Annotated in this window: 18 protein-coding genes; 4 read left to right on the forward strand and 14 right to left on the reverse strand. The window is 60.0% G+C overall.

Annotated elements, in window-relative coordinates; translation table 11 throughout:
• Nucleotides 1-37 precede the first annotated feature (37 nt).
• The 13 genes from DQN55_RS11490 to DQN55_RS11550 all read right to left on the reverse strand — a co-directional run bounded on the left by DQN55_RS11490 (nt 38) and on the right by DQN55_RS11550 (nt 16873).
• On the reverse strand, nt 38-1453 hold the full coding sequence (locus tag DQN55_RS11490) for an aldehyde dehydrogenase family protein (RefSeq protein WP_048379808.1): 1416 nt from the start codon (nt 1451-1453) through the stop codon (nt 38-40).
• Complete coding sequence (locus DQN55_RS11495; protein WP_048379806.1) at nt 1446-2636, reverse strand: pyridoxal phosphate-dependent aminotransferase; 1191 nt, start codon at nt 2634-2636, stop codon at nt 1446-1448. Before DQN55_RS11495 ends, DQN55_RS11490 begins: the two co-directional genes overlap by 8 nt.
• A 24-nt stretch (nt 2637-2660) precedes the next feature.
• On the reverse strand, nt 2661-4274 hold the full coding sequence (locus tag DQN55_RS11500) for a 5-guanidino-2-oxopentanoate decarboxylase (protein WP_048379804.1): 1614 nt from the start codon (nt 4272-4274) through the stop codon (nt 2661-2663).
• A gap of 10 nt (nt 4275-4284) precedes the next feature.
• On the reverse strand, nt 4285-6384 hold the full coding sequence (locus DQN55_RS11505; protein WP_048379801.1) for an acetate--CoA ligase family protein: 2100 nt from the start codon (nt 6382-6384) through the stop codon (nt 4285-4287).
• 13 nt (nt 6385-6397) lie between these two features.
• Nucleotides 6398-7558 carry an acyl-CoA dehydrogenase family protein gene (locus DQN55_RS11510; protein WP_048379799.1) on the reverse strand — a complete coding sequence of 387 codons (1161 nt, stop codon included), beginning with the start codon at nt 7556-7558 and terminating at the stop codon, nt 6398-6400.
• A gap of 60 nt (nt 7559-7618) precedes the next feature.
• Nucleotides 7619-8410, reverse strand: coding sequence for an enoyl-CoA hydratase/isomerase family protein (locus DQN55_RS11515; protein ID WP_048379797.1), 792 nt, complete (start codon nt 8408-8410; stop codon nt 7619-7621).
• Between the two features lie 318 nt (nt 8411-8728).
• Nucleotides 8729-10141 (reverse strand): amino acid permease, encoded by a 1413-nt coding sequence (locus DQN55_RS11520; protein ID WP_048379795.1) that lies wholly within the window; start codon nt 10139-10141, stop codon nt 8729-8731.
• Nucleotides 10142-10351: 210 nt separating this feature from the next.
• A complete protein-coding gene (locus tag DQN55_RS11525) occupies nt 10352-12616 on the reverse strand; it encodes an ATP-binding protein (RefSeq protein WP_048379793.1) in 2265 nt (754 codons plus the stop codon).
• Nucleotides 12613-13389, reverse strand: coding sequence for a substrate-binding periplasmic protein (locus tag DQN55_RS11530; protein WP_048379791.1), 777 nt, complete (start codon nt 13387-13389; stop codon nt 12613-12615). Before DQN55_RS11530 ends, DQN55_RS11525 begins: the two co-directional genes overlap by 4 nt.
• A 5-nt stretch (nt 13390-13394) precedes the next feature.
• Nucleotides 13395-14114, reverse strand: coding sequence for a response regulator transcription factor (locus tag DQN55_RS11535; RefSeq protein WP_048379789.1), 720 nt, complete (start codon nt 14112-14114; stop codon nt 13395-13397).
• Between the two features lie 91 nt (nt 14115-14205).
• On the reverse strand, nt 14206-14853 hold the full coding sequence (locus DQN55_RS11540; RefSeq protein ID WP_048379787.1) for a TetR family transcriptional regulator C-terminal domain-containing protein: 648 nt from the start codon (nt 14851-14853) through the stop codon (nt 14206-14208).
• Between the two features lie 137 nt (nt 14854-14990).
• Nucleotides 14991-15779 (reverse strand): class II aldolase/adducin family protein, encoded by a 789-nt coding sequence (locus tag DQN55_RS11545; protein ID WP_048379785.1) that lies wholly within the window; start codon nt 15777-15779, stop codon nt 14991-14993.
• 44 nt (nt 15780-15823) lie between these two features.
• On the reverse strand, nt 15824-16873 hold the full coding sequence (locus tag DQN55_RS11550) for an ABC transporter substrate-binding protein (RefSeq protein ID WP_048379783.1): 1050 nt from the start codon (nt 16871-16873) through the stop codon (nt 15824-15826).
• Nucleotides 16874-17086: 213 nt separating this feature from the next.
• Between DQN55_RS11550 and DQN55_RS11555 the strand changes: the two genes are divergently transcribed.
• The 4 genes from DQN55_RS11555 (at nt 17087) to DQN55_RS11570 (ending at nt 23413) form a co-directional block, all read left to right on the forward strand.
• Nucleotides 17087-19048 (forward strand): oxidoreductase, encoded by a 1962-nt coding sequence (locus DQN55_RS11555; protein ID WP_048379782.1) that lies wholly within the window; start codon nt 17087-17089, stop codon nt 19046-19048.
• A 102-nt stretch (nt 19049-19150) separates the two neighbouring features.
• Nucleotides 19151-19768 (forward strand): cupin domain-containing protein, encoded by a 618-nt coding sequence (locus tag DQN55_RS11560; RefSeq protein WP_088500012.1) that lies wholly within the window; start codon nt 19151-19153, stop codon nt 19766-19768.
• Between the two features lie 67 nt (nt 19769-19835).
• Nucleotides 19836-20588, forward strand: coding sequence for an enoyl-CoA hydratase (locus DQN55_RS11565; RefSeq protein ID WP_048379781.1), 753 nt, complete (start codon nt 19836-19838; stop codon nt 20586-20588).
• A gap of 401 nt (nt 20589-20989) precedes the next feature.
• Nucleotides 20990-23413 (forward strand): glucose/quinate/shikimate family membrane-bound PQQ-dependent dehydrogenase, encoded by a 2424-nt coding sequence (locus tag DQN55_RS11570; RefSeq protein WP_048379779.1) that lies wholly within the window; start codon nt 20990-20992, stop codon nt 23411-23413.
• 85 nt (nt 23414-23498) lie between these two features.
• Here the strand turns inward: DQN55_RS11570 and DQN55_RS11575 are convergent, their stop codons facing one another.
• Nucleotides 23499-25046 carry a TerC family protein gene (locus DQN55_RS11575; RefSeq protein WP_048379776.1) on the reverse strand — a complete coding sequence of 516 codons (1548 nt, stop codon included), beginning with the start codon at nt 25044-25046 and terminating at the stop codon, nt 23499-23501.
• Nucleotides 25047-25213 lie beyond the last annotated feature (167 nt).

Below are 25213 nucleotides of genomic sequence, written 5' to 3' on the forward strand. Positions count from 1 at the left end.
GTGTTTGAGGCGAAGAACGGACGGCGTCAGGTCAGGATCACAGTTGCAACGCTTTCACTTCGACGAATTCGGCCAGCCCTTCTTCGCCCCACTCGCGGCCATTGCCGGACTGTTTGTAGCCGCCAAACGGAGCCTGGTAGTTGAACGCTCCGCCGTTGATAAAGCACTGGCCAGCACGGAGCTGCCGACCCAGGTCGACAGCCCGTTCTCGGCTACCGGCCCATACGCCACTGGACAGGCCGAACGGTGAGTCGTTGGCGATGTGTATGGCCTCGGCCTCGTGGGTATAGGGGATCAGGCACAACACCGGCCCGAAGATTTCCTCTTGAGCGATACGCATCCGGTTGTCGACATCGGCAAACAGCGTTGGCTTGACGTAGAAACCGCGCTCAAACTCCTCTGCCGTACCGCCGCCACATAACAGGCGAGCGCCCTCCTCCTGGCCGACGTTTATGTAGTCACGTACGGTACGCCGCTGCGCGGCCGAACACATCGGCCCCAAGAAACTCTGCGGGTCGAGCGGATCGCCCAGGCGCAGGCTTTGAGTCTCGGCCACGGCCAACTCCAGTGCTTCGGCATAGCGGTTGGCAGGCAATAGCATGCGCGTCAGCGCCGTGCAGGTCTGCCCGGAGTTGATCATCACGTCTTGCACGCCATAACGCACGGCGGCAGCCAGGTCGGCATCCTCACCGATCAGCAACGGGGATTTGCCACCCAGTTCAAGGCAGACCCGCTTGACCGACGGCGCTGCGGCCTGCGCCACACGAATGCCCGCACCGGTAGACCCCGTAAACGAGACCATGTCCACGTCACGGTGCCTGGCCAGTGCCTCACCGACCTTCGAGCCCGGCCCGCTGACCAGATTGAAGACCCCGGCAGGCAAACCGATGGCTTCGATCATTTCAGCCAGCAAGAACGCGTGAAGCGGGGTTTCCTGACTCGGTTTGACCACGACGGTACAACCTGCGGCCAGTGCCGGGGCCAATTTGCCTATCAACTGATGCAGCGGGTAATTCCAAGGGTTAATGAACGCGCAAACGCCAACCGGTTCACGGACCACTAATGAACTGCCGACCTCGCGCACTTCATCCATAAGCCCGGCGATTTCGATGTACTGCTCAAGCCCGGTAATCGGCCCTTCGACTTGTACCGAGCGGCACCATTGCACCGGCATGCCCAGTTCGGCCGTGATGACGCCCGCCATCTCGTCTGCTCTTGCACGCAGCTGTTCTGCCAAAGCCCGGATATAACCTGCGCGCTCGGCGGATGACGTTCGCGACCACGGGCCAAAGGCCTGTCGCGCGGCGGCCACGGCCCGGTCGACATCACGTTCGTCGCCCATGGGCACTCGCCCTGCGACCTGCTCCGTTGCCGGATTGATCACTTCAGCCATGCCCTGGCCGGCAGGTGCCTGCCACTTACCGTTGATGAATAAAGCCGTGTAGTTACGCATCGACCCGCTCCTCCATCAGCTCATGGGCACACCGGGCGATACGTTGGCAGGCATCACGCAACTGCGCCGCACCCAGCACCAGGCCCAGACGAATATGCCCGGCCGCGCTCGGGCCAAATGCTTCACCGGCCAGAACGGAAACACCATGCCTGTCCAGCAAACGGTCCGCGAAGGCCTGGGCGCTAAGCCCGGTTTCACGGATATCAACCATCACGAACATGCCGCCATCCGGTCTCAAGGCACGCAGCCCCGGGCACGCAGACAGGCTTTCGCACACCAGATCCCTGCGCTGGCGATAGGCCTGACGCATGGCTTCAAGCTCCGGCAGCTCCGCTTCCAGCGCGACCACTGCCGCGTCCTGAATGAAATCCGGAGAGCCATAAAGCATGCACAACGCGAGGTTCTCCAAATGCCCGGCGAGTGCCTGCGGTGCAACCACCCAGCCAACACGCCAGCCCGTCATGGCGTGAGATTTCGAGAGGCTGTTCAGGGTCGCCGTGCGCTGCGCCATGCCAGGCAAACTGGCCGGGCTGATGTGCTCGCCCTCGAACAGCAATTCGCTGTAGACCTCATCGGAGATCAGCCATAGATCATGGGCAATGCACAGCTCGGCCAGCGCCTCCCAGGTGGAGCGGGACAAACTGGCACCGGAGGGGTTATGCGGGCTGTTAAGTGCAAGCGCCCGGGTGCGCGGTGTAATGCGCGCAGCGACGTCTTCGGGCAATACCCTAAAGCCATTTTCGGAGCGCACCGGCACCGGAATGACCACCGCACCACAGGCCCCGAACACAGCTTCATAGGTGACGTACATCGGCTCGGCGACAATCACTTCATCACCCGGGTTGAGCACGCACTGCACAACGCTGAACAACGCACATTGCGCACCGGACAGCACCACGACGTGATCGGCATCGACCTGTTGGCCACTGCGTTGCTGATGGCGCCGGGCAATGCTTTCACGCAAGGCACGCTTGCCGCGGACTTCGGCGTAATGGGTATTGCCTGTGAGCAGGCTGTCGATTGCCGCTTGCACGATGGGGGCCGGGGTATCGAAATCCGGATCGCCTACCGATAGCAGCAGAATGTCGTGGCCCTGCTCCTGAAGTGCGATGGCGCGGTAGTGAATGTCCCAGGCTGCCGCGCCGTCACCGGCGATACGTTGAGTCAGATCGGAAAAACGCATGATGGTTTGTTCCTTATAGTGGGGTTAACCGACCAGCGCGCACGCGTGCTTGAGTTCGATCAGGGTGACGCCGTTTCGGCTAAATCCTGCACGCAGGTCCATTTGCAATTCATTCAGGTTCTGCGGCTGGGTCACGGTGCAACCAAAGGCACGGGCCAGCGCAGCGAAGTCGGGGTTGCGCGGCAGCACACCAATCGGCTCGATATCCAGGCCGATCATGTCATCACGGATCTGCCCCAACGCGTCATTGTTCCAGAGCAGAATCACCAATGGACTGTCCAACTCTTCTACCGCGGTTGCCAGCTCTTGTGCGGTGTAGAGAAAACCGCCGTCGCCGACCAGCACCAACCCGGGCCGGTCCGGCGCGCCGAATTTGCCACCGATACCCGCCGGCAGACCGTAGCCCAGGGTGCCGTAGCCTGTCGGATGCAACCAGCTGCGCGGCGCATGACTGCTGAACGCGTAGTTACCGGTGTAGGCCAGCTGAGTCATGTCGCTGCTGACAAAGGCGTTGGCCGGCAGCTCTGCTGAAACCCGGTCGAGAATCGCCTGGTGAATCGACTGCAAAGCGCCATGCCCGGCCTTGACGGCCTGACGCAACGTACTGACGGTTTGAATGGCCGCGCTGGCATCACGTGCCGCCTCGGGCAGGCGCGCCAACAACGCAGCCACGGTCTGCTGGGCATCGCCCTGCAACGCCACGGCACAGGGGTAGAAGTCATTGAACTTGCGCGGATCGATATCCACCCGCAGCAGTTCGGCATTCAGTGGCAGACGCTCACGCCAATAATCGGTATCCGCCATCTCCGTGCCAACGGCCAGTACCACATCCGCTTCGGCAATCAGCTGCCAACCGGGCTCAATACACAACGTTGCGCCCGCATTCAATGGCGCGTTCGGCGGCAACAATCCCTTGCCGGCGACGCTACTGAAAAACGGTGCAGCCAGGCGCGTGCTCAGGGCTTGCAGCGTTTGAGCCGCCTGCAAGGCGCCACCGCCGGCAATGATCATCGGTCGTCGTGCAGCCTTCAGTTTCGCCACGGCCTGATCCAGCACCTCGCTCGACGGGACACCGCGTCCGGGACGGCGCACCACCTCATGACTCCAGTCGCGGGCCACTGGCGCAGCCAGCACATCCAGCGGCAGCGAAATGTGCACCGGACGCGGCCGCTCACTGTCGAACACCGCGTAAGCCCGGGCAATCAGCTGCGGGATGTCCTCGGCAGTCAATGCCACCGCTGAAAACGCGGTGATGGGTGCGGTCATGGCACGTTGATCCTGGGTCTCGTGCAAGCACCCCCACCCTTTGCCAAGACTCTCCGTGTGGTTAACGCTGGAAATCACCAGCATCGGAATCGAGTCGGCGTACGCTTGGCCGATAGCCGTAGCCGCGTTGGTCACGCCGGGGCCGGTAATGATGAAGCACACGCCCGGTTTGCCGCTGACGCGCGCATAGCCGTCCGCCATGAACCCGGCGCCCTGCTCGTGCCGGGTCAGGACATGGCGAATGCCGCTGCCAGGCAAGCCGCGATACAACTCCAGGGTATGCACTCCGGGAATGCCGAACACGGTGTCGACGTTGTAATTTGCCAATAGACGCACCAACGCCTGGCCACCGGTCAAGGTTTTGCTTTGCATGCTCATGTCCTCAGGCGTGGCCGAGACGAATTAACGCATCGACCGCAGTCGTGCCTTGGGCACCGACCAATAATGGGTTTACATCAAGTTCGAGCAATTGCCCGGCGTTTTCGCAGGCGTAGTCCGCCACCGCCCGGATGGCGGCGACCAGCGCGTCCATGTCCGCGGCTTCGCGGCCGCGAAAACCTTGCAGCAACGGGGCACTGCGCAGGCTCAGCACTGCGCCGCGAATGGCGTTATCGGTGGTCGGCAGCAACAGGCTGCGGCTGTCCTTGAGCAATTCAACCAGAATCCCGCCGGTGCCAATGACCAGCGCCAGGCCAAAGCCGGTTTCACGCTTGACCCCTACAATCAGCTCAGCCAGTGGTGGCGACGCCATGCTTTCCAGCAACACCTGGTCGAACGGCACCCCCGGCGCGTAGTCGGCAATCCGCCCGCGCATCTGTTCCAGGGCGGCACTCAAGGCCTGGGCATCTCGCAGATTCAATGCCACCGCACCGGCTTCGGTCTTGTGCGGCAATCGGGCGCTGACCGCCTTGAGCGCCAAGGGATAACCCAGCGTGTTCGCCGCATCCAGAGCCTCGCTGGGTGTCGTCAATACCCCTCGCGGGGTCGGCAAGCCAAAGGCTTGCAGGGCCTGCTTCGACTGCCACTCATCCAGCAACTGCCCGTTGCCTTCCAGCGCGTGTGGCGCAAGCGGCAGCAACGCAGACTCACCGAGTGCCAGCAATGCCTGGCGTCGTTGCTGGTAACCGGCAATGGCACCCCACGCGGCGAACCCATCCTCAACCCCTTGCAGCGCCGCTACGCCGTGGGCATGCAGGCGCTCACGGGCACTGGCCGGCAGCAATTCAGGGAAGGCCGAGGAGACAAAACCGGTCTTGCCATGACGGCTCAGCGCCGAGCAGTACAGCTCCAGCAGCAGGTCGCATTCCTTGCGTTCTCCGGTCGCCTCAGAGGGGTAATCCAGTACCAGCACCGCGGCGTCTGCTTCGGTGCGCAGGGCACTGTCGAGCATCTGTTCCAGAGCGTTGCGTTCCCCCCAAATCGCTGTGGTGAAGTCCAGAGGATTGACCAGGTTGGCGTAACTCGGCAGGACTTTATCCAGTTCGAGGCGCTGCCCCTCGTCCAGGGGTGGCAGGCTCAAATCATTGCGTTCGGCGTAGTCGGCAATCAGCCCGGCATCGCCACCCGAGCACGCCAGGGCGATCAGGCTCTTGCCCGCTGGCAAGTTGCCGCAGGCAGCGGCTTTGAGTGTTTCAACAAAACTCACCGGACCACTGACCCGAATGACCCCGAGGCGGTCGAACAAACTGTCGTACAGCGCATCGGAGCCGGCCAGCGAACTGGTGTGGCTCAGCGCCAGTTCTGCACCGATTTGCGACACACCGGTTTTCAGGGCAATGATCGGAATCCCTTTCTCCAGCGCCTTGTGCGCAGCGCGGGCGAATCCCGGAACGTTCTTCAGCCCTTCAAGGTGCAAACCGATCGCCGTGACACGCGGCTCATCGAGCAGCACATCCATCAATTCGGCGATGCCCAGTTGCGCCTGATTGCCGACTGAAACCATGTAGGCCACAGGCAGCGAGCGATCACTCATGGAAAGGTTATAGGCGAAGTTACCGCTCTGGGTCAGCACTGCCACGCCCTTCTCCACCGTCTTGCCGCCATGGGCGACCGGCCATAATGCGCAGCTGTGCAGGTAGTCGAGCACGCCGTAACAGTTGGGGCCGAGCAAGGCCATGTCGCCGGCGGCCTGAAGCAACTGATCTTGCAAGGCCTGGCCTTGCGGTCCGATCTCGGCAAAACCGGAGGCATAGCAGATCGCGCCGCCTGCGCCTTTGGCCGCCAGCTCGGCGACGCAGATCAAGGTCAGATCACGATTGGTGGCAATGAATACCGCGTCCGGCCCACATGGCAGCTCTGCGACGCTGCGCACACATGGCACGCCTTCGAGGCTGTCATGCTGCGGATTGACCAGCCACATCTGCCCCAGGTAGCCGCCCTCTGCGCAACGCTGAAGCGCGCGGGCCATGCTGCGCCCGCCGATAAACGCCACATGGCGCGGTGCGAGCAGGCGCTTGAAGTTGTCACGAATGTGTTGAGACATGTGCGTTCTCCGGTCAGCGCAGCAGCGGCCGCAGCAGTTCGCGTGAAATGATGTGACGCTGGATTTCGGAGGTCCCCTCCCAGATCCGCTCGATCCGGGCATTGCGCCAAATGCGCTCCACCGGGCCTTCGTCCATCAAGCCCATGCCCCCGAAAATCTGCACCGCCTCATCCGCCACACGCCCCAGCACTTCACTGGCGAACAACTTGGCCATGCCGGCTTCGCCGTCAGTCATGCTGCCTTGATCCATTTTCCAGGCGGTGTGCAGGGTCATCAGTTCCGCCGCCCGGATTTGCGTGGCCATGTCGGCCAGCTTGAACGACACCCCCTGGAAGGTCCCGATGGGTTGACCGAACTGCTTGCGATCCGCCGCCCATTGCAGCGAAACGTCCAGCGCCCGCTGGGCCTGACCCACGCAGTTGGCAGCCACCATCACCCGCCCGGCCGTTAACCAGGCATTCGCCACGTCCCAACCCTTGCCGACTTCACCGAGCACTTTGGAGGCCGGCACACGGCAATCGTCGAAGAACATTTCGTAAGTGTGATAGCCGCGGTTGCTGACGCATTTCGGGCCACGGCGGATGGTCATGCCCGGCGTGTCGCGGTCGACCAGAAAGGCGGTCACGGCATTACGCGTGCGCCCGTTGTGTACGTAGGTATCGGTCACCGCGAACACAATGGCGAAGTCAGCGTGCCCGGCATGGCTGATAAAGTGCTTGCTGCCGTTCAGCACAAAGTCATCGCCCTCTCGTACCGCTCGGGTTTTGATCGCATTGGCATCAGACCCGGCGCCGGGCTCGGTGAGTGCGAAGCAGTCGGTTTTTTCACCCTGAATGCACGGCAGCAGGTAGTCCTGGATCTGCTGGCCGGTACAGGCCATGAGAATCTTCGACGGTCGTGCGACAAACACATGCAGAGCCCACGACACTTTGGACAGTTCGCGTTCGATCAGCGCCTGGGACAGGTAGTCGAGCCCGCCGCCGCCTACTTCTTCCGGCATATTGAAGGCATAGAAGCCTGCTGCCAGGGCCTTGCCACGAATCTGTGCGGCGAGTTCAGGGCAGACCTCATCGGCGCGATCTACCGCTTCTTCATGTGGCAGCAGTTCTTTGGCAACAAAACTGCGTACGGCATCCACCAACATTTCTTGTTCTTGGGTCAGCTGGAAATTCATTGCGCTACCTGCTCTTCGATAACCGAGTGTTCTGGGGCTGTTGAGTCGTGGGTGCCGTGTTTAATTGCCTGAAAAGACCGGGGCGCGTTTCTCCATGGCCGCCCGCAAGGCTTCAGCGCCGTCTCGACTGCGCCCGCAGAGCAAACCGGCAGCCCGTTCTGCGTCCAGTTGTTCCGGCAAGCTGCGTTGAGCGCCTTCGCGCATCAGTTTTTTAGTTTGGGCAAAGGCGAACGTCGGGCCGCTAGCCAGGCGCGACGCCAGCTCAGCCGCCGCGGCCAACAGTTGCTCATCGGCACACACTTCGCTGACCAGACCGGCCGCCAGGGCCCGGTCGGCGCCCCAGAGCTCATCGAGAAACAGCAGACGCTTGGCCTGCTCGGTTCCTATCAGGCGCGGCAGATGCCAGCTGGCACCGGCATCAGGCGAGTACGCCATGCTGGTGTAACCGGCCTTGAATCGGGCGGACTGGGCCGCAAGGCGAAAATCGCAACACAGCGTCAAGTCCATACCGGCGCCCACGGCGGTGCCATTGATGGCCGCGACGGTCGGTTTATCAAAGTGGTACAGGCAGCTCATCAAGGCATGGGCGGTTTCGGTCCAGCCATAGGTTTCCAGCGCTCCGCGAGACTCGGCTTCGGCCCATTCGGCAAGGTCGGCACCCGCGCAAAAGCTGCGACCGGACCCAGTCAAAACCACAGCGCGCACAGAAGGATCGAGATTGAACTGATCGAGCAACGCGTGAAGGTTTTTCAGGGTTGGGATATCCAGCGCATTACGCTGCGGCACGCGGTTAAGCGTGATCCATGCAACGCCTGCTTCAACCTGGCTGAGCAGAGACATTTGAGTAGTCATATGAGTCCTCTGATTGTTGTGTTTGTCATGAGGTGGGACCGACATGGCGCCATACTAAACGACCGTTCAGTAAGGCGGCAATCCTGGGGCCGATCGCCTGTAACAGCGTTAAACTTTTTCTAATTGATTGATTTGTATGAAGAAAAAACAATGGCGCGCTTCATTCCCTGAAGCGCTGTTACATCTTTGAACAACTGACTACGAGCGTGTTTGTTTGTCCGGAAAAAGTCGCTGAAGCGTATTGACTCAAAGTGGTGACGGGCGAGTTCGCGATATGTGCGTGTCGCGAACCCGCCCGCGCCTGCTTTGGGTGAAGGGTCAAACGGTCTGCAGCGCCTGCGCCAGATCCGCCTGACGTTTGCGATGGGTCAGGAAGTAAGCGCCGTAGCAAATGGCAATAAAACCAAAGCCCCAATACAGCGACGGACGCTGGGTCTCATCCAGGGCCAGAAACACGAAGAGTGAGCAGCACATGGCGATGCATAGCAGCGGCAAGAACGGGTACCACGGGGCACGGTACTTGAGATCGCTGACCTTGCCGCCAGCCTTGATGTAGGCCCGACGGAATTTGTACTGCGCCAGGGCAATCACAATCCAGGTCACAGTGCCGGACATGCCGCTCACGGCCATTAACACCATAAACAGGGTGTCAGCGGCGATGAAGCTGGTCATCAGCGACACCAGGGCAAAGCACAGCGTGATGCTCAAGGCGCGCAAGGGCACACCGCGAGAGCTCAGTGGCGACAGCACTTTCGGCGCCATCCCGGTTTTCGACATCGCCCACAGGATTCGCGTAGAGGCGTATAGACCCGAGTTACCGACCGAGAGAATCGCCGTCAGGATCACGAAGTTCATCAGGTCAGCGGCATAAGGAATGCCGACCATGTCAAACATCTGCACAAACGGGCTTTCCATCAACCCGGCCTGCTCCCAGGGCACGATGGCGGACAGCACCACAATCGCCAGCACATAGAAGATCAATACGCGGAACACCACGTTGCGCACCGCCTTGGGGATGCTCTTCTCCGGCTGATCGGTTTCGCCAGCCGCCACGCCCATGATTTCGCAGCCCTGAAAGGCATACACGACGGTCATCATCATCGCGAACACTGCCGACAGGCCGTTGGGAAACAGGGAGTCGCCGATCAGGTTGCTCATCATGGGGGCAGGATCGCCATTGGCCAGCGGCAATGCACCGAAGATCACCAGTACACCGACGATGATAAAGCCCAGGATCGCCGCCACCTTGATCCCGGAAAACCAGTACTCCGCCTCACCGAAGGCCCGGGTTGCCAAGGCGTTCAAACCAAACAGCACCACCACAAAGAGGGCTGACCAGTACCAGATCGGGACACTCGGGAACCAGCGCACCATCAACATGCCGGCGGCGGTGAACTCAAGGCCGACAGTGGTCGCCCAGCTCATCCAGTAAACCCAGCCGATCATAAAGCCGGTGGCAGGCCCGATGTATTTGGTTGCATGCGTCTGGAACGAGCCGGACACCGGCATTTCCACGGACAGCTCGCCCAGACAGACCATCACCAGGTACATCAGGAAACCGGCCACCAGATAGGCCAAAACTGCCCCCAAAGGCCCTCCCTGGTTGATGGTGACCCCCGATCCCATGAACAGACCGGTGCCGATAACCCCGCCCAGCGACAGCATGAAAATGTGCCGGCTTTTCAAGGCGCGGGTGAGGTGTATGCCTTTACGTTCGATTGATTCGCTCATGGCGCACCTCTTAGTATCGGGAGAGGTGCAGGACGGATAACAGGATGTCATCACGCGGGGAAAGATCAGCTTTACGGCAGTTCATTATTATTATCTCCAATAAGCTTCGAAGACCGCGGCCAGCGCGGTTATCCCGATTATTGGAAAGCCATGTAAGTTCGCGTTGTACACCAGGATCAAAGATGTACGAAGTCGTAACAAAGTTGTATGTCAGCTGCTCAGCGTGTCTTCCAGCACCGCCCGCGAACGCTGCAATACGCGCTGGAAGTGCGGTAATAACGCCTGTATTGCAGCGCTATCGTTGATCAGCGCTGCGGACTCAAAACCTCGCAAGGCTTCAGCCAGGGCGCTGAACCCCAGCGAGTCGCTGCTCCCGGCGAGGCGATGGGACAGATGACTGACTTCCGTATGGTCACCCGCTTCAATGGCTTCAATCAGCGCCGAATGGTGCTGAGCGATTGAGTCACGCAACACGCCAAGCAAACCTTTCAGCTTCTGCTCACCGAGCAAGGTGCGATGGGTGTGCAGCAATTGCCAGTCCATCAATTCATCTGTTCCGGCGGATCCAGGGATCGGCGATTGCCCGGCCAGAATCCGCCGCAGGCTGTCGAGCTTCAGCGGCTTGGCGAGAATACCTTGCATGCCCGCGTCCAGATAAGTGCGGACCAACGCCGGTTGCACACTCGCGGTCAGGGCAAAAACACGGCTGTGTTGATTGGGCCCGGAGGTTTTACGGATCAGTCGACACAATTCGACGCCACTCATTCCCGGGAGGTACACATCGAGCAGTATCAAGTCAAAGGTTTGCCTGCGGCAGATCTCCATTGCCTGCTCAGCCTCTTCACAAAGGCAGACCTGATGCCCGTCGCGTTCAAGCAAGCCCCTGACCACTTCGCGATTCAACGCCACATCTTCGACCACCAGAACACTCAGCCCGTGGCCCGGCAAGCTGGCGATCGGGGCATTGGCAATAACGTGGGTGGCTGGCTTCAGGGTCAGTTCGAACCAGAAGCGGCTGCCCTGCCCCTCCTGACTGTCGACGCCAATACACCCCCCAAGGACTTCCACCAGATGCTTGCTGATCGCCAAGCCGAGTCCCGTGCCCCCATAACGCTGCCTCACGTCTTCACTGGCTTGTGTGAAGCGTTCGAAAATCTTTGCCTGAACCGCCGGCGAGATACCGATGCCATTGTCGGTCACGCTGAACCGCAGGCGCTGCCCCGGGGGTTCGGCGTCAGTGGCCAACAGCGCGACTTCGACCGTGATCTGCCCCGCCTGGGTGAACTTGATGGCATTCGCCACCAGATTGCTCAACACCTGACGCAAAAACTGTTCGGCACCCTGGCAGCGTTGTGCGATCTGCGGATCAATCCGGGCAAGCAGTTCATTACCATTGCTCAGGGCCAGGGGCTCCAGCAGCGTCAACACCTCATCGATCAGTTGCCTGACAGAGAAATCGACCTGCTCCGGATGGCTTTCACCTTCTTCCAGGCGTGCGAAATACAGGACTTCATTCAGAATCGTCAGCAAACCTTCGCCCGCCTTGTGCAACGCCTCCAGGCGCTTACCGTCGAGCGCTTCAAGGCGGGCGCCGCGTAGCAATTCGGCCATGCCCAGGATGCCGTTGAGTGGCGTACGCAGCTCATGACTCATGGTGGCCAGGAAGCGTGATTTGGCGAGGTTCGCTGCCTCAGCCTCCTCCTTGGCACGCAACAGGCTGGCCGTGCGCCGCTCGACCATTTTTTGCAGTTCGTCACGATTGTCCTGCAATGCCAGGCGATCGACTTCGCGCCGGTCAATATCAGTGAGGATTGCCTCACGCATGTCATCCAGCGCATGGGCCACGGTATCGATTTCGTCCTCGGTGCCGCTGCGGTTTTTGTCCAGCCGCAGAGGCTCGTGCCAGTCACCGGCAGCCACTCGCCGGGCAAAATCGGCCATGACCTGCAGATGTCGGGTCACCAGACGGTAGAACAACACTGAAAGCGTGACGGCAAGACCGCACAGGAACACGCTCATCCACAACACGCTGGCCAGCCCGGTGGCGTATAACCGCTGATGAACCGCCCCCAGATCGATACTGACCTCCAGCTCACCCAGATGTCGAAGCTCGCCACCGGGGGGTTGATACGTCAGCTCGAAGCGCTCGATACGTAAAGGTCCGAGCGGTGAGGGTTCACCTTGTATCAGTTCAAAGTCGGTACTGCTCAAGCGCACCCGGGCCACATCGGAAAAATCCACCAGTCCGCGCAACTGCACATTCAGTTGCTCCTGGTTCAGGTCCCATAGGCTGCGCTCCAGACTTCCGAGAAACCCGGCACGAACCAGTTCCATCCGTGAGTCGATATCGCGCATTTCCCGGCGGTACTCGAAATACAACTGCACGCAACTGGCCAGTACGGTGAAACACAGGCTGAACAACAGAATGAACAGCAGCAAACGGCGCACCAAACCATTGTGGCCCGCGCGTTTCATCGGGTATTCACCGGCAGGTTGATCATGTCCCGGTAGGTGGCTTCGCTTTCGTTCAACCAGCGTTCAATCTCGCCGGCGTCGACCATGCGTTGCAGCTCGGTATCGATTTGCGGCATGCGCTCGGCCAGGGCCGAATGACGTGACACGGCAACGCGCAAGTAGTCCACGCTCAACGAGCGAGGCAGCGCCGTAATACTGTCTGCCCCCGGGAGGTGCTCGACGTAAAGCTCCCCGGTGCGCCGCTCCTGAGTAATGAAATCGATACGCCCACGGATCAGCTTGCCGAAGTTCTGTCGACTGTCAGACACCCACTCAATATTGTTGTGCTGAATAACGAAGCGATCGAAGTCCGGCCCATAACTCTCGCCGAACAACAGGCCGCCACGATAGTGGCCGAGGTCTTCAAGCTGCTCGAACTTCACGGGGTGCTTGCGATTGATGAACACGGCCACTTCTTCACGCAACACCGGCACGGTCGAAAAATGCATGCTCTGCTCACGCTGCGCCGTGCTGTAGGCCAGCACTACATCGACACGGCCTTCGGCGGCGTCCAGCAAACAGCGTTTCCAGTTGCCGAGCACGACAATATCGACCTCATACCCGAGACGGGCAAACAGGTGCTTCACCACGGTGGGTGCCAGGCCGCGCACCTGTTTTCCATCGCTCCAGGAGATCGGCGGGTAGACCGGATAATCGCAATAGCGAATGCGTTCGGCCGCCACGGTTCCAGTGCCGGCGGCCAGCGCCCATAACAGCCAGAGCAGCCGCAGCATGCCAATCAGGCCGCTACGCTGGCGGTGAACAGATAACCGGCGCCATGGATGGTGATGATCAAGTGCGGCTTGGCGGGGTCGTCATGCAGCTTGCGCCGCAAGCGCCCGACCAGGACATCGATGGAACGGTCACTGGGCACCCATTCGCGATTGCGTATTTGATCCATCAACTGGTCGCGGCTCAAGGTATGGCCACTGTTGCGCAGAAACACATTGAGCAACTGGTACTCACCATGGGTCAGCAGCGTTTCGCCACCCGCCTGGTCGATCAGGCGCCGACGGTCGGTGTCCAGTGCCCAGTCTGCGAACTGTTTGACTTGCTGGCGGGGCAATGACGCTGTGGGCTCCTGCAAGGGCGCATGGCGAACCCGGCGCACCAGGTTTTTCGCCCGGGACACCAGCTCCCGTGGGCTCAGGGGCTTTATGACGTAATCATCGGCGCCGCACTCAAGGCCGACGATACGATCAATTTCGTCGTTGCGCCCGGTAATCAGAATAATGCCGACTTCCGAACGTACACGCAGTTCGCGAGTCAGGGTCAGACCGTCCTTGCCCGGAAGGCGGATGTCGAGCATCACCAGATCGACAGCCTGCGAAGCCAGGAAGGTTTCGGCCAGCTCCGCCGTGGCGGCGCAGTGCACTTCATAGCCTTCCTGCGAAAGATAAGCGTGTAGAAGTTCGCGAATCAGCGGATCGTCATCGACGATCAGTACCCGAGGTGTCATCGCTTGATGTCCTGCATGTGCCCGAAGGCGCGTTTCTTATTAGAGTTATGGGTGCATCAGTGCCAGAGAGTATCCATCGCTGAACGATCGATCAACAGCCCTCCGTCTGCAGCCGGAAACGACGGCGGCCGCCGGCTTGCAAGCCATCGACCCAGGCCTCGCAGATCTGGATGCCATTATCTGGCGTAAAGGTGCCCGGGTTGAGCCCTGACTCCAGCCACAAGCCGTCGAGCAAGGCGCTCAAGCCGATGGCGGCCAGATCGGCATCAAATCCCTCCCAGCCCTCCTCTTGCGCCAACTGGTTGAGGATCTTGCGCAACTCGGCACGGTATTCGCCGTAAGAGTGCTCATGGGCAAGATTGATCGCCTCAGCGGTTTTCATCGCCCCCCAGAACGCTAGCCAGGCCTCCAGCAATTGCGGGTCAAGCATCTCAGGGGAAAACGATGCACGAAAAAACGCCGAAAACCGTTCGCGGGCATTGGGTGCGGCCTGTTCCATTGCATCGCGCAGCAAGCTCATGACCCTGCCGGTGATCGCCATATAGGCTTCGGCGACCAGTTCATCCTTACCTGAGTAGTGATGGCTGATCAGCCCTACCGAAACCCCCGCCTCAGCCGATATTTTGCGAATCGAAGCGCCCTGAAAGCCATCGCGCTTGAGGCATACCAGCGTCGCCTCGATCAAGTTGGCCTTACGCAACTCCGGCTCCATTCGGGAAAAACGGGTTTCCTGAGTCATTGCGGTCAATCTCCTGGATTCAGTCTTGGGGCTGAGCTCGCGACCTGTCTGGCAGCGCTGAACGACTGTACAACAAGAGCGCTGCCAGCGTCTTCAGCTCAATCTCCCGTCTCTGGACACAGATCGCGGCAAGCAACTCAACTCCGGTAGTCAGGCGCCACGCGCTCCAGCAACCGGAGCAAGGCTGCCCACGCTAACTGCATGGCATCCGGGTCATTCAATTCACCCTCCTGCAACGGACGTCCGGGGTCGTTGAACTGTCGCTCGGTGTGCTCACAGACAGCTGCAGGTGGCAGAATGAGTTCACCGCAGGCTTGTGCAGCCAGTTGGATCTCACAGGCCTTTTCCAGGTAGTACATACGCATGAAAGCCTGCCCTGGAGTTTCACCGACAGTGAGCAAGCCGTGGTTGCGCAGCATTAATACTGATTTGTCGCCAAAGTCGTGTACCAGCCGCTTCTGCTCGTCCAGATCCAGCGCAATACCTTCATAGTCGTGATAAGCAACCCTGCCATAGAACTCCAGGGAAATCTGATTGACCGGTAACAACCCGCACTTCAATGCGGCCACTGCACAGCCAGCTTTCGTGTGGGTATGCAACACGCACTGCGCATCTTCACGAGCGCTGTGAATCGCGCTGTGAATCACAAACCCTGCCGGATTGACCGGGTGAGGCGACGACTCCACCTTGTGTCCCTCCAGGTTGATCTTGACCAGACTGGACGCCGTAATTTCATCAAACATCAGCCCGTACGGGTTGATCAGAAAATGATGCTCCGGTCCGGGCAGGCGCACCGAGATGTGGGTGAAAATCAGGTCGCTCATGCGAAAGTGCGCGATCAGTCGATAACAGGCGGCCAGCTCTTCACGCAGGCGCTGTTCCGTCATGGCCTGCTCGGCAGTGACCGGGGGTGCAATCTCATTCATGGTGTTGGCTCCTATTGCTCAGGGGGTTGCGCGGACAATCGCGCCTACCTGGATGCCCACGCGTTGAAGCGCTCTTCGAGTTCTTCACCGTGATCAACCCAGAACGGCACATTCATCGGTAACGCACCCATCAGGTTCTGTGGCGAGGTCGGCACCCACCCGGCCAGTTTGGAGTCCAGTCGCGCTGCGGCCAGGGTATTGGTAGGGCCGTAAGGGATCTGCTCGACGTACTTTACTTGCGCATCGGGCTGGTTGGTAAAGGCAATGAAACGTTGCGCCTGATCGACATGCCTGGAGCCTCTGATGATTGCCCAATAGTCCATGCCATACAGGCTGCCCGGCCAGACCACTCCGAGACGACTGCCATTCTGCACCGCGGCGGCGATGCGGCCGCTGTAGGTTGAGGTCATGACCACATCACCTGACGCCAGCCATTGCGCCGGTTGCGCGCCTGCTTCCCACCACTGGATGTAAGGCTTGAGCTCCGTCAGTTTGGCGAACGCACGGTCGACACCCGCCGGTGTGCTCAATACCGAATACACGTCTTCGACTTTCACCCCATCCGCGAGCAAAGCAAATTCGAGGTTATACACCGCACGTTTGCGCAGCCCGCGCTTGCCGGGGATTTTTTTGACATCCCAAAAGTCTGCCCAGGAGGCAGGTGCCTGCGCGAGCTTATCGGTGTCATAAGCAATGGCCACGCTCCAGACCAGAGCTGCTGAACCACAGTCCTGAACCGCATCGGGAATCAGTTGATCCGCGTTGCCGATGGTCTTCCAGGCCAGTCGCTCGTACATGCCCTCATCGCACCCGCGCATCAGGTCCGGGCCTTCGATCTGGACCACATCCCAATCGACGCTGCCGGTGTCGACCATCACCTTGATCCGGGCCATCTCACCGTTGTATTCACTCTGGATCAACTTGCTGCCGTCTGCCGCACTGAACGGCTGAAAGAAGGCCACGTCCTGGGCTTTCTGACCGGCGCCACCATAGCCCACGACAACCATGTCCGGCGCGGCTTGGGCGCCACCCGAGCCCAAGGCAAAGGTAAGGATCAATGGGAAAAAACCATGCTTGAGTGTATTCGACTTCATCAGTGGTTCCTCATGCGGGTACTGATCAGCGGCCGCTGTCATGACCCTTTTTTATTGTTGGTGAGGTTAACCCGAGGGCCGGGTATGAACTGAAGCTACTCAAGCGATATTAAAAAAACAAGTTGATTTTTTACTGAGGGTAAATTTCTATAGGGTAATAATAACAACGCCGAACACCCTGTAAATGGCTCGGCCAGCCTGGAGTACCGCACCATGCCGACTTCAAACCACGGGTTTGCGAACCTCTTCGAGCCGCTGCAGATTCGTGGCAAGCGCCTCAAGAACCGCATCATGTCCAGCGGTCACGACACGTCGATGCCCACCGACAATCTGGTCAATGAACAATTGATCGCCTATCACCGGGCGCGTGCCGAAGGGGGGGCGGGGCTGATCGTGCTGCAGGTGGCCGGGGTGCATGACAGCGCGCGGTATACCTCCCATGTGTTGATGGCCACCGACGACGCGTGCATCGAGGGCTACAGGAAACTGGCTGACACCTGTCATGCCCACGGCACGCTGGTGCTTTCGCAGATTTTCCATCCCGGGCGGGAAATCATGGAGTCCAGCGATGGCCTGCTGGCGGTTGCCTACTCGTCTTCAGCCGTCCCCAACGAGCGCTTTCACGTCATGCCGCGCGCGCTGGATCAGGCCATGATCGACGACATCGTCGAAGGCTACGGCGCAGCCGCCAGGCGTTTGCATCAAGCCGGCCTGGACGGTGTGGAAGTGGTCGCCAGTCATGGTTATCTGCCCGCGCAGTTCATCAACCCGCGGATCAATCAACGCACCGACGGTTACAACGGTGACCTGGAACAGCGCCTGCGGTTTTTGCGTGAGGTCATCGCAGCAGTGCGTGCCAACACCGATGACCAGTTCATCATCGGCATGCGCATCTCCGCCGACGAACGCGATGCCGAAGGCCTGACTGAAGACGAGTCGCTGGCGGCGGTGAAATCATTGCAACAACAGCTGGATTACATCCACATCGTCGCGGGCACCTCGGCCTCCCTGGCCGGTGCCGTGCACATCGTACCGCCAATGGCCATCGAACCGGCTTATCTGGCCAAGGAAGCCGGAACCTTCAAGGCCAGCCTGTCGATTCCATTGTTTGTCACGGGACGGATCAACCAGCCACAGGAAGCCGAACTGATCATTGCCCGCGGTCAGGCCGATGTGTGCGGCATGACCCGCGCGCTGATCTGCGATCCGCAAATGCCGAACAAGACCGATGCCGGGCGCAGCGAAGATGTGCGGGCGTGTATTGCCTGCAATCAGGCGTGCATCGGGCATTTCCACAAAGGCCTGCCAATCTCCTGTATCCAGCACCCGGAAACGGGTCGGGAGTTGATATTCGGCTCAGTACAGCCGACCGTACAGCGTAAACGCATCATGATCGCAGGTGGCGGGCCCGCCGGGATGAAGGCGGCAGCCATCGCCGCCGAACGCGGGCATGACGTCACACTCTACGAAGCCAGTTCGCAACTGGGTGGGCAAGTCTTGCTGGCACAACTGCTGCCCCGGCGCAGTGAGTTCGGCGGAGCCAGCACCAATTTGCAGCGGGAAATGCAACTGGCCGGCGTACGTGTTGTGCGCAACACACGCGTGGATCGCGCGCTGGTCGAGCGCGAAAGACCGGATCTGGTCATCGTGGCAACCGGTGCAGAGCCCTACTGGCCGGCCTTTGAACGCGGCGGCGAACTTCAAGTGGTGGATGCCTGGCAGGTACTGCGCGACGAGGTCAAACCCGGCCGCTCAGTGCTCGTGGTCGATTGGCGCTGTGACTGGATAGGCCCCGGCATCGCCGAACGCCTGATGCGCGCCGGCCATCAGGTGCAACTGGCCGTCAACGGCACCCATTGCGGGGAAAATCTGCCGCTGTACGTGCGTGATCAACTGGCGGGCGAGCTGCATCGACTGGGGATTCCAGTCACGCCTTATGCGCGTCTTTACGGTTGCGACGACAGCACGGTGTACATGCAACACACCGCCAGTGGCGAGCCGATGCTGTTTGAGCAAATCGACACGCTAGTCCTGTGCCAGGGCCACCAGCCCGTGGATACCCTGGGCGCGGAGCTGCAGGGGCTGGTGGAGTTTCGCCGCATCGGCGACTGCCTCGCACCGCGTACCGTCGAAGAAGCCATTTATGAAGGATTGAAGGTTGCCTGGGAGCTTTGACGCTGCTTTATACTCCGGGCCTTTGTCAGCATCGTCGCAGACATACCCTCTTCAGGCTGACCGCTTCAACGCGTTCAGCCCAGACTCGGTTCGGAGCACGCAATGAGCAATAGCAGCAAACTGCCGCCGGGCTGCACCGCGCCCGTCAAACAGGGCGGCGCAACAGAGCCGCACTTCCTCGGCACGCGGATTCGCGGTTTGCGCAAGCGCAGGGGCATGACATTGACCGCCCTGGCAGAAATGAGCGAACTGACGGCGGGTTATATCAGCCAGCTTGAACGCAATCTGGCCTATCCCTCCATTCCGGCACTGTTCAATATCGCCCGAAGCCTGGGGGTCACCATTCAATGGTTTTTCGCCAGCGAAGCAGGCTCAGCGCCCGAGGACAGTGGCTACGTGGTGCGCAAGAACAGCCGCATGAGCGTGCATTACGAGGACGGTATCGTTGACCAGTTACTGACCCCGCAGCCCAATCGTCAGCTGGAAATCCTGCACTCGCGGTTCCCGCCCGGCACTTACAGTCAACAAAGCTACAGCCATGAGGGTGAAGAAGCCGGGTACCTGCTCACTGGCAGTTTTGAACTGTGGGTCAGCGACCGTCATTTCCAGCTCAATGAAGGCGACAGTTTCAGTTTTTCCAGCCAGGAACCGCACCGTTACGGCAATCCCGGCGAGGTCGATGCCGTGGTGATCTGGATCATCACACCGCCGACCTTTTGACCTGCACAACAATAAAAAAACTGCCGGAACCCGGTGTCCGGCCAGTGAATCCAGAAAAGGCAGCCCGATGAACCCTGTGATCCTGAGCACTCAAAGCGACGCCGTGTTGACCCTGACCCTCAACCGCCCGGACAAGCTCAATGCCCTGAGCAACAGCATGTACACCCGTCTGGCCGACCTGCTGCTTGCCGCTGACGAAGATCCCGATGTCCGCGCGATCATCATCACCGGGGGCGAACAGTGCTTCACCAGTGGCAATGACCTGCAGGACTTTCTCCAGCACCCGCCGACCCATCTGGGCAGCCCGGCGTTCCGTCTCATGCAGGCGGTCATCCATCTGGAAAAACCGCTGATTGCAGCGGTCTGCGGCGCCGCCATTGGCATCGGCACCACCCTGCTGCTGCATTGCGATCAGGTGCTGATCACCCGTAATGCCAAGCTGCGCATGCCTTTCGTACACCTTGGATTGTGCCCGGAATTCGGTGCCAGTCTTCTGCTACCGCGCCTGCTGGGTCATGCCAGAGCGGCACGGTTGCTGCTGTGGGGCGACGCCCTGGACGGCACCCAAGCGGTGGCCCTGGGCTTGGCCAATGAAGTGCTGGACGACGGCGAACAATGCCTGGCTGCCGCACAGCATATGGCCGAGCGACTGCTGGCCCTGCCGAATGAGGCCCTGTTGCAGACCAAGCGTTTGCTTAAACAGCCCGTGATGAAAGAGCTGGAAGACACCCTTCGCAGGGAAAACTTGCTGTTTATCGAGCGTCTGAACAGCCACGAGGCCAAAACGGCACTGAACGCCATGCTGCAACGTATCCAGTGACGGGGCAGATATAGCCGGGCCGGACGCATGACTTCCAGGCCCGTCATTGCACTTGAGTCGCCCCTGCCGGCCTTCTCGATTCTCGCCATTCCCTTGTCCCGCTGATAAACCCGTCACGGGTTTGCAGTCTGGATTATTACGGCTGCCACAAAAGTCCTTCCTGCCCCCTGTCGGCGGACAATTTGTCGCAGCCGTTCTTTTTTTGATATTCTGGCAAAACTAACCATTTAGTTAACAATGTGACTGCGTGCTGACGATCATCCGTTTTCCCGTTAAGACGGACTCCAGCGACCCAGCCACCCTTCTCGTTCTGTCCGGGAAACAGCTATACCTGATTCAGGATCAAGTCTGTTTGCCTGCAACCTCCCCACAACGTTCATGCATCAGTAGGGTCACGCACCATGATTAACTCTCAACCTTCGGCATCTGCAAGCCGCTGGCCCGTTTGGGTCACCGCCTTGGGCGTGCTGGTATTCGGATTGCTCTTCACCGCTGGTGGCGGTTATCTGGCGACGCTCGGAGGCAGTCTGTACTTCCTGCTCGCGGGCCTGGCCATGATTGCCTCCGCCATACTGCTCTTCAAACAGCGCGTGTCGGGCGCCTGGCTATTTGCAGCCGTCATGCTTGCCTCCGTCCTCTGGGCCTTGGTCGATGCCGGCCTGGTCTTCTGGCCGCTGGTCTCTCGCCTGTTCGCCTTGGGCGTATTGAGTCTGCTGGTGGCGCTGGTTTATCCGACGCTGCGCAAGGCAAACGGCTTGAAGCCCGGCATGGGTGGATATGCCCTGAGCGCGGTGCTCGCCGTGGCGATGGCCGCGGGTGTCTGGGGCATGTTCCAGCCTCACGCCACCGTTTCGGCAACCGGTGATGGCCCTGGCCTGACCAAGGTTGATCCGGCTAATGCGCAGAAAGACTGGGCGCACTATGGCAATGACGAAGGTGGCAGCCGCTTTGCCGCGCTGGATCAAATCAACCGCGAAAACGTTTCCACGCTGGTGCCTGCCTGGACTTACCAGACCGGTGACATTGCCCTGAGCGACGGCAATGGCGCGGAAGACCAACTGACCCCGCTGCAAGTGGGCGATAAGGTCTTTATCTGCACACCGCACAACAATCTCATCGCGCTGGACGCCGACACCGGCAAAGAGCTGTGGAAAAACCAGATCAACGCCAAATCTGCGGTATGGCAACGTTGCCGCGGCCTGGCCTACTTTGACGCCTCGGCGCCCATCGCTGCGCCCACTGATGGCAGCCTTCCTGCCGCAGCAGTGACGGTTGCACCCGGTGCTGCTTGCCAGCGTCGGCTGCTGACCAACACCATTGATGCCCGCCTGATTGCTGTCGATGCTGACACCGGCAAGTTCTGCGAAGACTTTGGCAACAACGGCCAGGTCGACCTGAAAGCCGGTCTGGGCAATGTCCCAGACTCCTACTACCAGTTGTCGTCGGCACCGCTGATGGCGGGTACCACGGTCGTGGTGGGTGGCCGCGTCGCCGATAACGTTCAGAGCGATATGCCGGGTGGCGTGATCCGTGGTTTCGACGTGGTCACGGGTGCCATGCGCTGGGCCTTTGACCCGGGTAACCCGCAAGACAAACAAGCGCCAACCGGCGACAAGACCTACGTACGCAGCACGCCTAACAGCTGGGCACCGATGTCTTATGACCCGCTGATGAACACCGTGTTCTTGCCCATGGGCAGCTCGTCCACGGACATCTACGGCGTAGACCGGACTGCACTCGACCACAAATACGGGGCTTCGATCCTGGCCCTGAACGCCACCACCGGTGAGGAAAAGTGGGTTTACCAGACCGTGCACAACGATCTGTGGGACTTCGACCTGCCGATGCAACCCAGCCTGATCGACTTCACCAAATCTGACGGCAACACCGTGCCTGCCATTGTTATCGGCACCAAGGCCGGGCAGATTTTTGTGCTCGATCGTCACACCGGCCAGCCATTGACCACCGTTGAAGAAGTGCCGGTCAAAGCGTCCAATATTCCCAATGAACCGTACTCGCCGACCCAGCCAAAATCTGTCGGCATGCCGCAGATCGGTGCGCAAACACTGACCGAATCGGACATGTGGGGCGCGACGCCGTTCGACCAGATGCTGTGCCGCATCTCGTTCAAAAAAATGCGCTACGAAGGTTTGTACACCGCACCGGGCACTGACGTGTCCTTGAGCTTCCCTGGCTCGCTGGGCGGAATGAACTGGGGCAGCCTGTCGACGGATCCGGTCCACGGCTTCATCTTTGTCAACGACATGCGCCTGGGTCTGTGGGTCCAGATGGTGCCGCAGGAAAAAGATGCCAAGGCCTCTTCGGGTGGCGAAGCGCTGAACACGGGCATGGGCGCAGTACCGCTCAAAGGTACGCCGTATGCGGTCAACAAGAACCGCTTCCTGTCGATCGCCGGTATTCCGTGTCAGGCCCCGCCTTTCGGCACCTTGACCGCAATCGACATGAAAACCCAAAAAATCGCCTGGCAGGTTCCGGTCGGTACGGTCCAGGACACCGGCCCGCTGGGTGTCAAAATGCACCTGCCGTTGCCGATCGGCATGCCAACCCTGGGAGGCACGCTGTCGACACAAGGCGGGCTGGTGTTTATCGCCGGGACTCAGGACTACTACCTGCGTGCGTTCAACTCGGCCAACGGTGAAGAAGCCTGGAAAGCCCGTTTGCCTGTGGGCAGCCAAGGCGGTCCCATGACCTATGTTTCGCCTAAAACCGGCAAGCAATACGTGGTCATCACCGCCGGTGGTGCTCGCCAGTCCGCTGATCGGGGTGATTATGTGATTGCTTACGCGCTGCCTGACAGCCAGTAACAGCCCTTAACACCTGCAATAAAAAAGACCCGCTGTCACCTTTACGGTAACAGCGGGTCTTTTTTTGTCCTTCACTGCGCAGGGATTACAACGCAGACAGCAGCACCCTCTTCACCCGACGCTCCTCGACTTCGGTCACTGTCAGGCGCCAGCCTTCCCAGATCAGCGTGTCACCAATGGTCGGCAGCCGATCCAGCAGGCTCATGACCATCCCGCCGAGGGTCTGGTAGTCATCCGTGGCCCTGGCCGGAAAATCGGTCTGCTGGCGCACCTGACTCAGGTTCAGGGCACCGCTTACCAGGTAGCCGTCTTCCCGGGACACAATGTTCGGGCCCTCGATCTCACTGGCATCCGGCAACTCGCCCGCGATGGACTCCAGGATGTCGGTCATGGTCAGGACACCGATAAAGTCTCCAAACTCGTTGACCACGAACGCAATGTGCGTCGACTCCTTGCGCATCTGTTCCAGGGCATTGAGGATCGTGAAACTCTCCAGCAGGTTGAGAGGCTTGCGCGCCATGGCTTCCAGATCCGGTTCATGACCCGCCAACAGCTCTTTCAACAGTTCTTTTTTGTGAACAAAGCCCAGCGGTTCATCAATGCCCCCTTCCCGAATCAACGGCAATCTGGAATAGGAGGAATGCATCAGCTTCTCGCGAATCACCTCTGCAGGATCCGACAGGTCGATGTAGTCCACCTCGCCCCGCGGGGTCATGACACCGCGAATCGGCCGCTCCGCCAGTTGCAGAACACCGCTGATCATGATGCGTTCGCGGCGATGGAAAACCTGCTCCTCTTCGCCACCCTCCATCAGGTCGGCAATGTCTTCGCCGACTTCATCCGTATTCAACTGGCGACCGCCCAGCAAGCGCATGACCGCATGAGCCGTGCGTTCGCGCATCGGGCGCAGCCCCTGCAGGCTTTTCTTGCGGCGCAGGCGGGCAAGCTGGTTAAGCAACTCGATCAGGATCGAGAAGCCGATGGCCGCATACAGGTAGCCCTTCGGAATATGGAAGCCCAGCCCCTCAGCCGTGAGGCTGAAGCCAATCATCATCAGGAAGCCCAGGCAAAGCATGATCACGGTCGGGTGACTGTTCACAAAGCGCGTCAACGGCTTGCTGGCCAGGATCATCAGGCCGATGGAGAACACCACCGCAATCATCATCACCGACAGGTGTTCGACCATGCCCACGGCAGTAATGACCGCGTCCAGCGAAAACACTGCGTCCAGTACCACGATTTGCGCAACGATCGGCCAGAACATGGCATAGCCCATCGAGCCCGTACGCTCGGTCACATGGCCTTCGAGTCGCTCATGCAGTTCCATGGTGGCTTTGAACAGCAAAAACAGACCACCGAAGAGCATGATCAGGTCTCGTCCCGAGAACACCTTGTCAAACACCTCGATCAGAGGCTGAGTCAGGGTCACCATCCAGGAAATACTGGCCAGCAGGCCCAGACGCATGATCAACGCCAGGGACAGACCAATGACGCGGGCACGGTCACGTTGCTCGGGCGGCAGTTTGTCCGCCAGGATGGCAATAAACACCAGGTTATCGATGCCGAGCACCAGCTCCAGCACAATCAGGGTCAGCAGGCCAAGCCAGGCCGTGGGATCAGCAATCCATTCCATAGATAATTATTCGCTCTCTCGCGGGTTCAGGCCGAACGTTTGCCACGCGCAAGCGAACATTTCCCGACTCGAAGGCATTCGATTCAGGGGCATGGTATTCGGCGAAATGGACAAGGGTACGTCGGGGGATATCAGGCTTGGGAAGCGTGACACAGGCTCGATAACGG

This window comes from Pseudomonas taetrolens (genome assembly GCF_900475285.1).
GTDB lineage: Bacteria > Pseudomonadota > Gammaproteobacteria > Pseudomonadales > Pseudomonadaceae > Aquipseudomonas > Aquipseudomonas taetrolens.

Bases quoted from the DNA above. Each gene is read 5' to 3' on its own strand.
- DQN55_RS11575 (WP_048379776.1), bottom strand. From the start codon at position 25,046: ATGGAATGGATTGCTGATCCCACGGCCTGGCTTGGCCTGCTGACCCTG.
- DQN55_RS11565 (WP_048379781.1), top strand. From the start codon at position 19,836: ATGAACCCTGTGATCCTGAGCACTCAAAGCGACGCCGTGTTGACCCTG.
- DQN55_RS11545 (WP_048379785.1), bottom strand. From the start codon at position 15,779: ATGAATGAGATTGCACCCCCGGTCACTGCCGAGCAGGCCATGACGGAA.
- DQN55_RS11510 (WP_048379799.1), bottom strand. From the start codon at position 7,558: ATGAATTTCCAGCTGACCCAAGAACAAGAAATGTTGGTGGATGCCGTA.
- DQN55_RS11520 (WP_048379795.1), bottom strand. From the start codon at position 10,141: ATGAGCGAATCAATCGAACGTAAAGGCATACACCTCACCCGCGCCTTG.
- DQN55_RS11560 (WP_088500012.1), top strand. From the start codon at position 19,151: ATGAGCAATAGCAGCAAACTGCCGCCGGGCTGCACCGCGCCCGTCAAA.
- DQN55_RS11505 (WP_048379801.1), bottom strand. From the start codon at position 6,384: ATGTCTCAACACATTCGTGACAACTTCAAGCGCCTGCTCGCACCGCGC.
- DQN55_RS11500 (WP_048379804.1), bottom strand. From the start codon at position 4,274: ATGCAAAGCAAAACCTTGACCGGTGGCCAGGCGTTGGTGCGTCTATTG.
- DQN55_RS11515 (WP_048379797.1), bottom strand. From the start codon at position 8,410: ATGACTACTCAAATGTCTCTGCTCAGCCAGGTTGAAGCAGGCGTTGCA.
- DQN55_RS11570 (WP_048379779.1), top strand. From the start codon at position 20,990: ATGATTAACTCTCAACCTTCGGCATCTGCAAGCCGCTGGCCCGTTTGG.
- DQN55_RS11525 (WP_048379793.1), bottom strand. From the start codon at position 12,616: ATGAAACGCGCGGGCCACAATGGTTTGGTGCGCCGTTTGCTGCTGTTC.
- DQN55_RS11530 (WP_048379791.1), bottom strand. From the start codon at position 13,389: ATGCTGCGGCTGCTCTGGCTGTTATGGGCGCTGGCCGCCGGCACTGGA.
- DQN55_RS11550 (WP_048379783.1), bottom strand. From the start codon at position 16,873: ATGAAGTCGAATACACTCAAGCATGGTTTTTTCCCATTGATCCTTACC.
- DQN55_RS11490 (WP_048379808.1), bottom strand. From the start codon at position 1,453: ATGCGTAACTACACGGCTTTATTCATCAACGGTAAGTGGCAGGCACCT.
- DQN55_RS11535 (WP_048379789.1), bottom strand. From the start codon at position 14,114: ATGACACCTCGGGTACTGATCGTCGATGACGATCCGCTGATTCGCGAA.
- DQN55_RS11495 (WP_048379806.1), bottom strand. From the start codon at position 2,636: ATGCGTTTTTCCGATCTGACTCAACGTATCGCCGGTGACGGCGCGGCA.
- DQN55_RS11555 (WP_048379782.1), top strand. From the start codon at position 17,087: ATGCCGACTTCAAACCACGGGTTTGCGAACCTCTTCGAGCCGCTGCAG.
- DQN55_RS11540 (WP_048379787.1), bottom strand. From the start codon at position 14,853: ATGACTCAGGAAACCCGTTTTTCCCGAATGGAGCCGGAGTTGCGTAAG.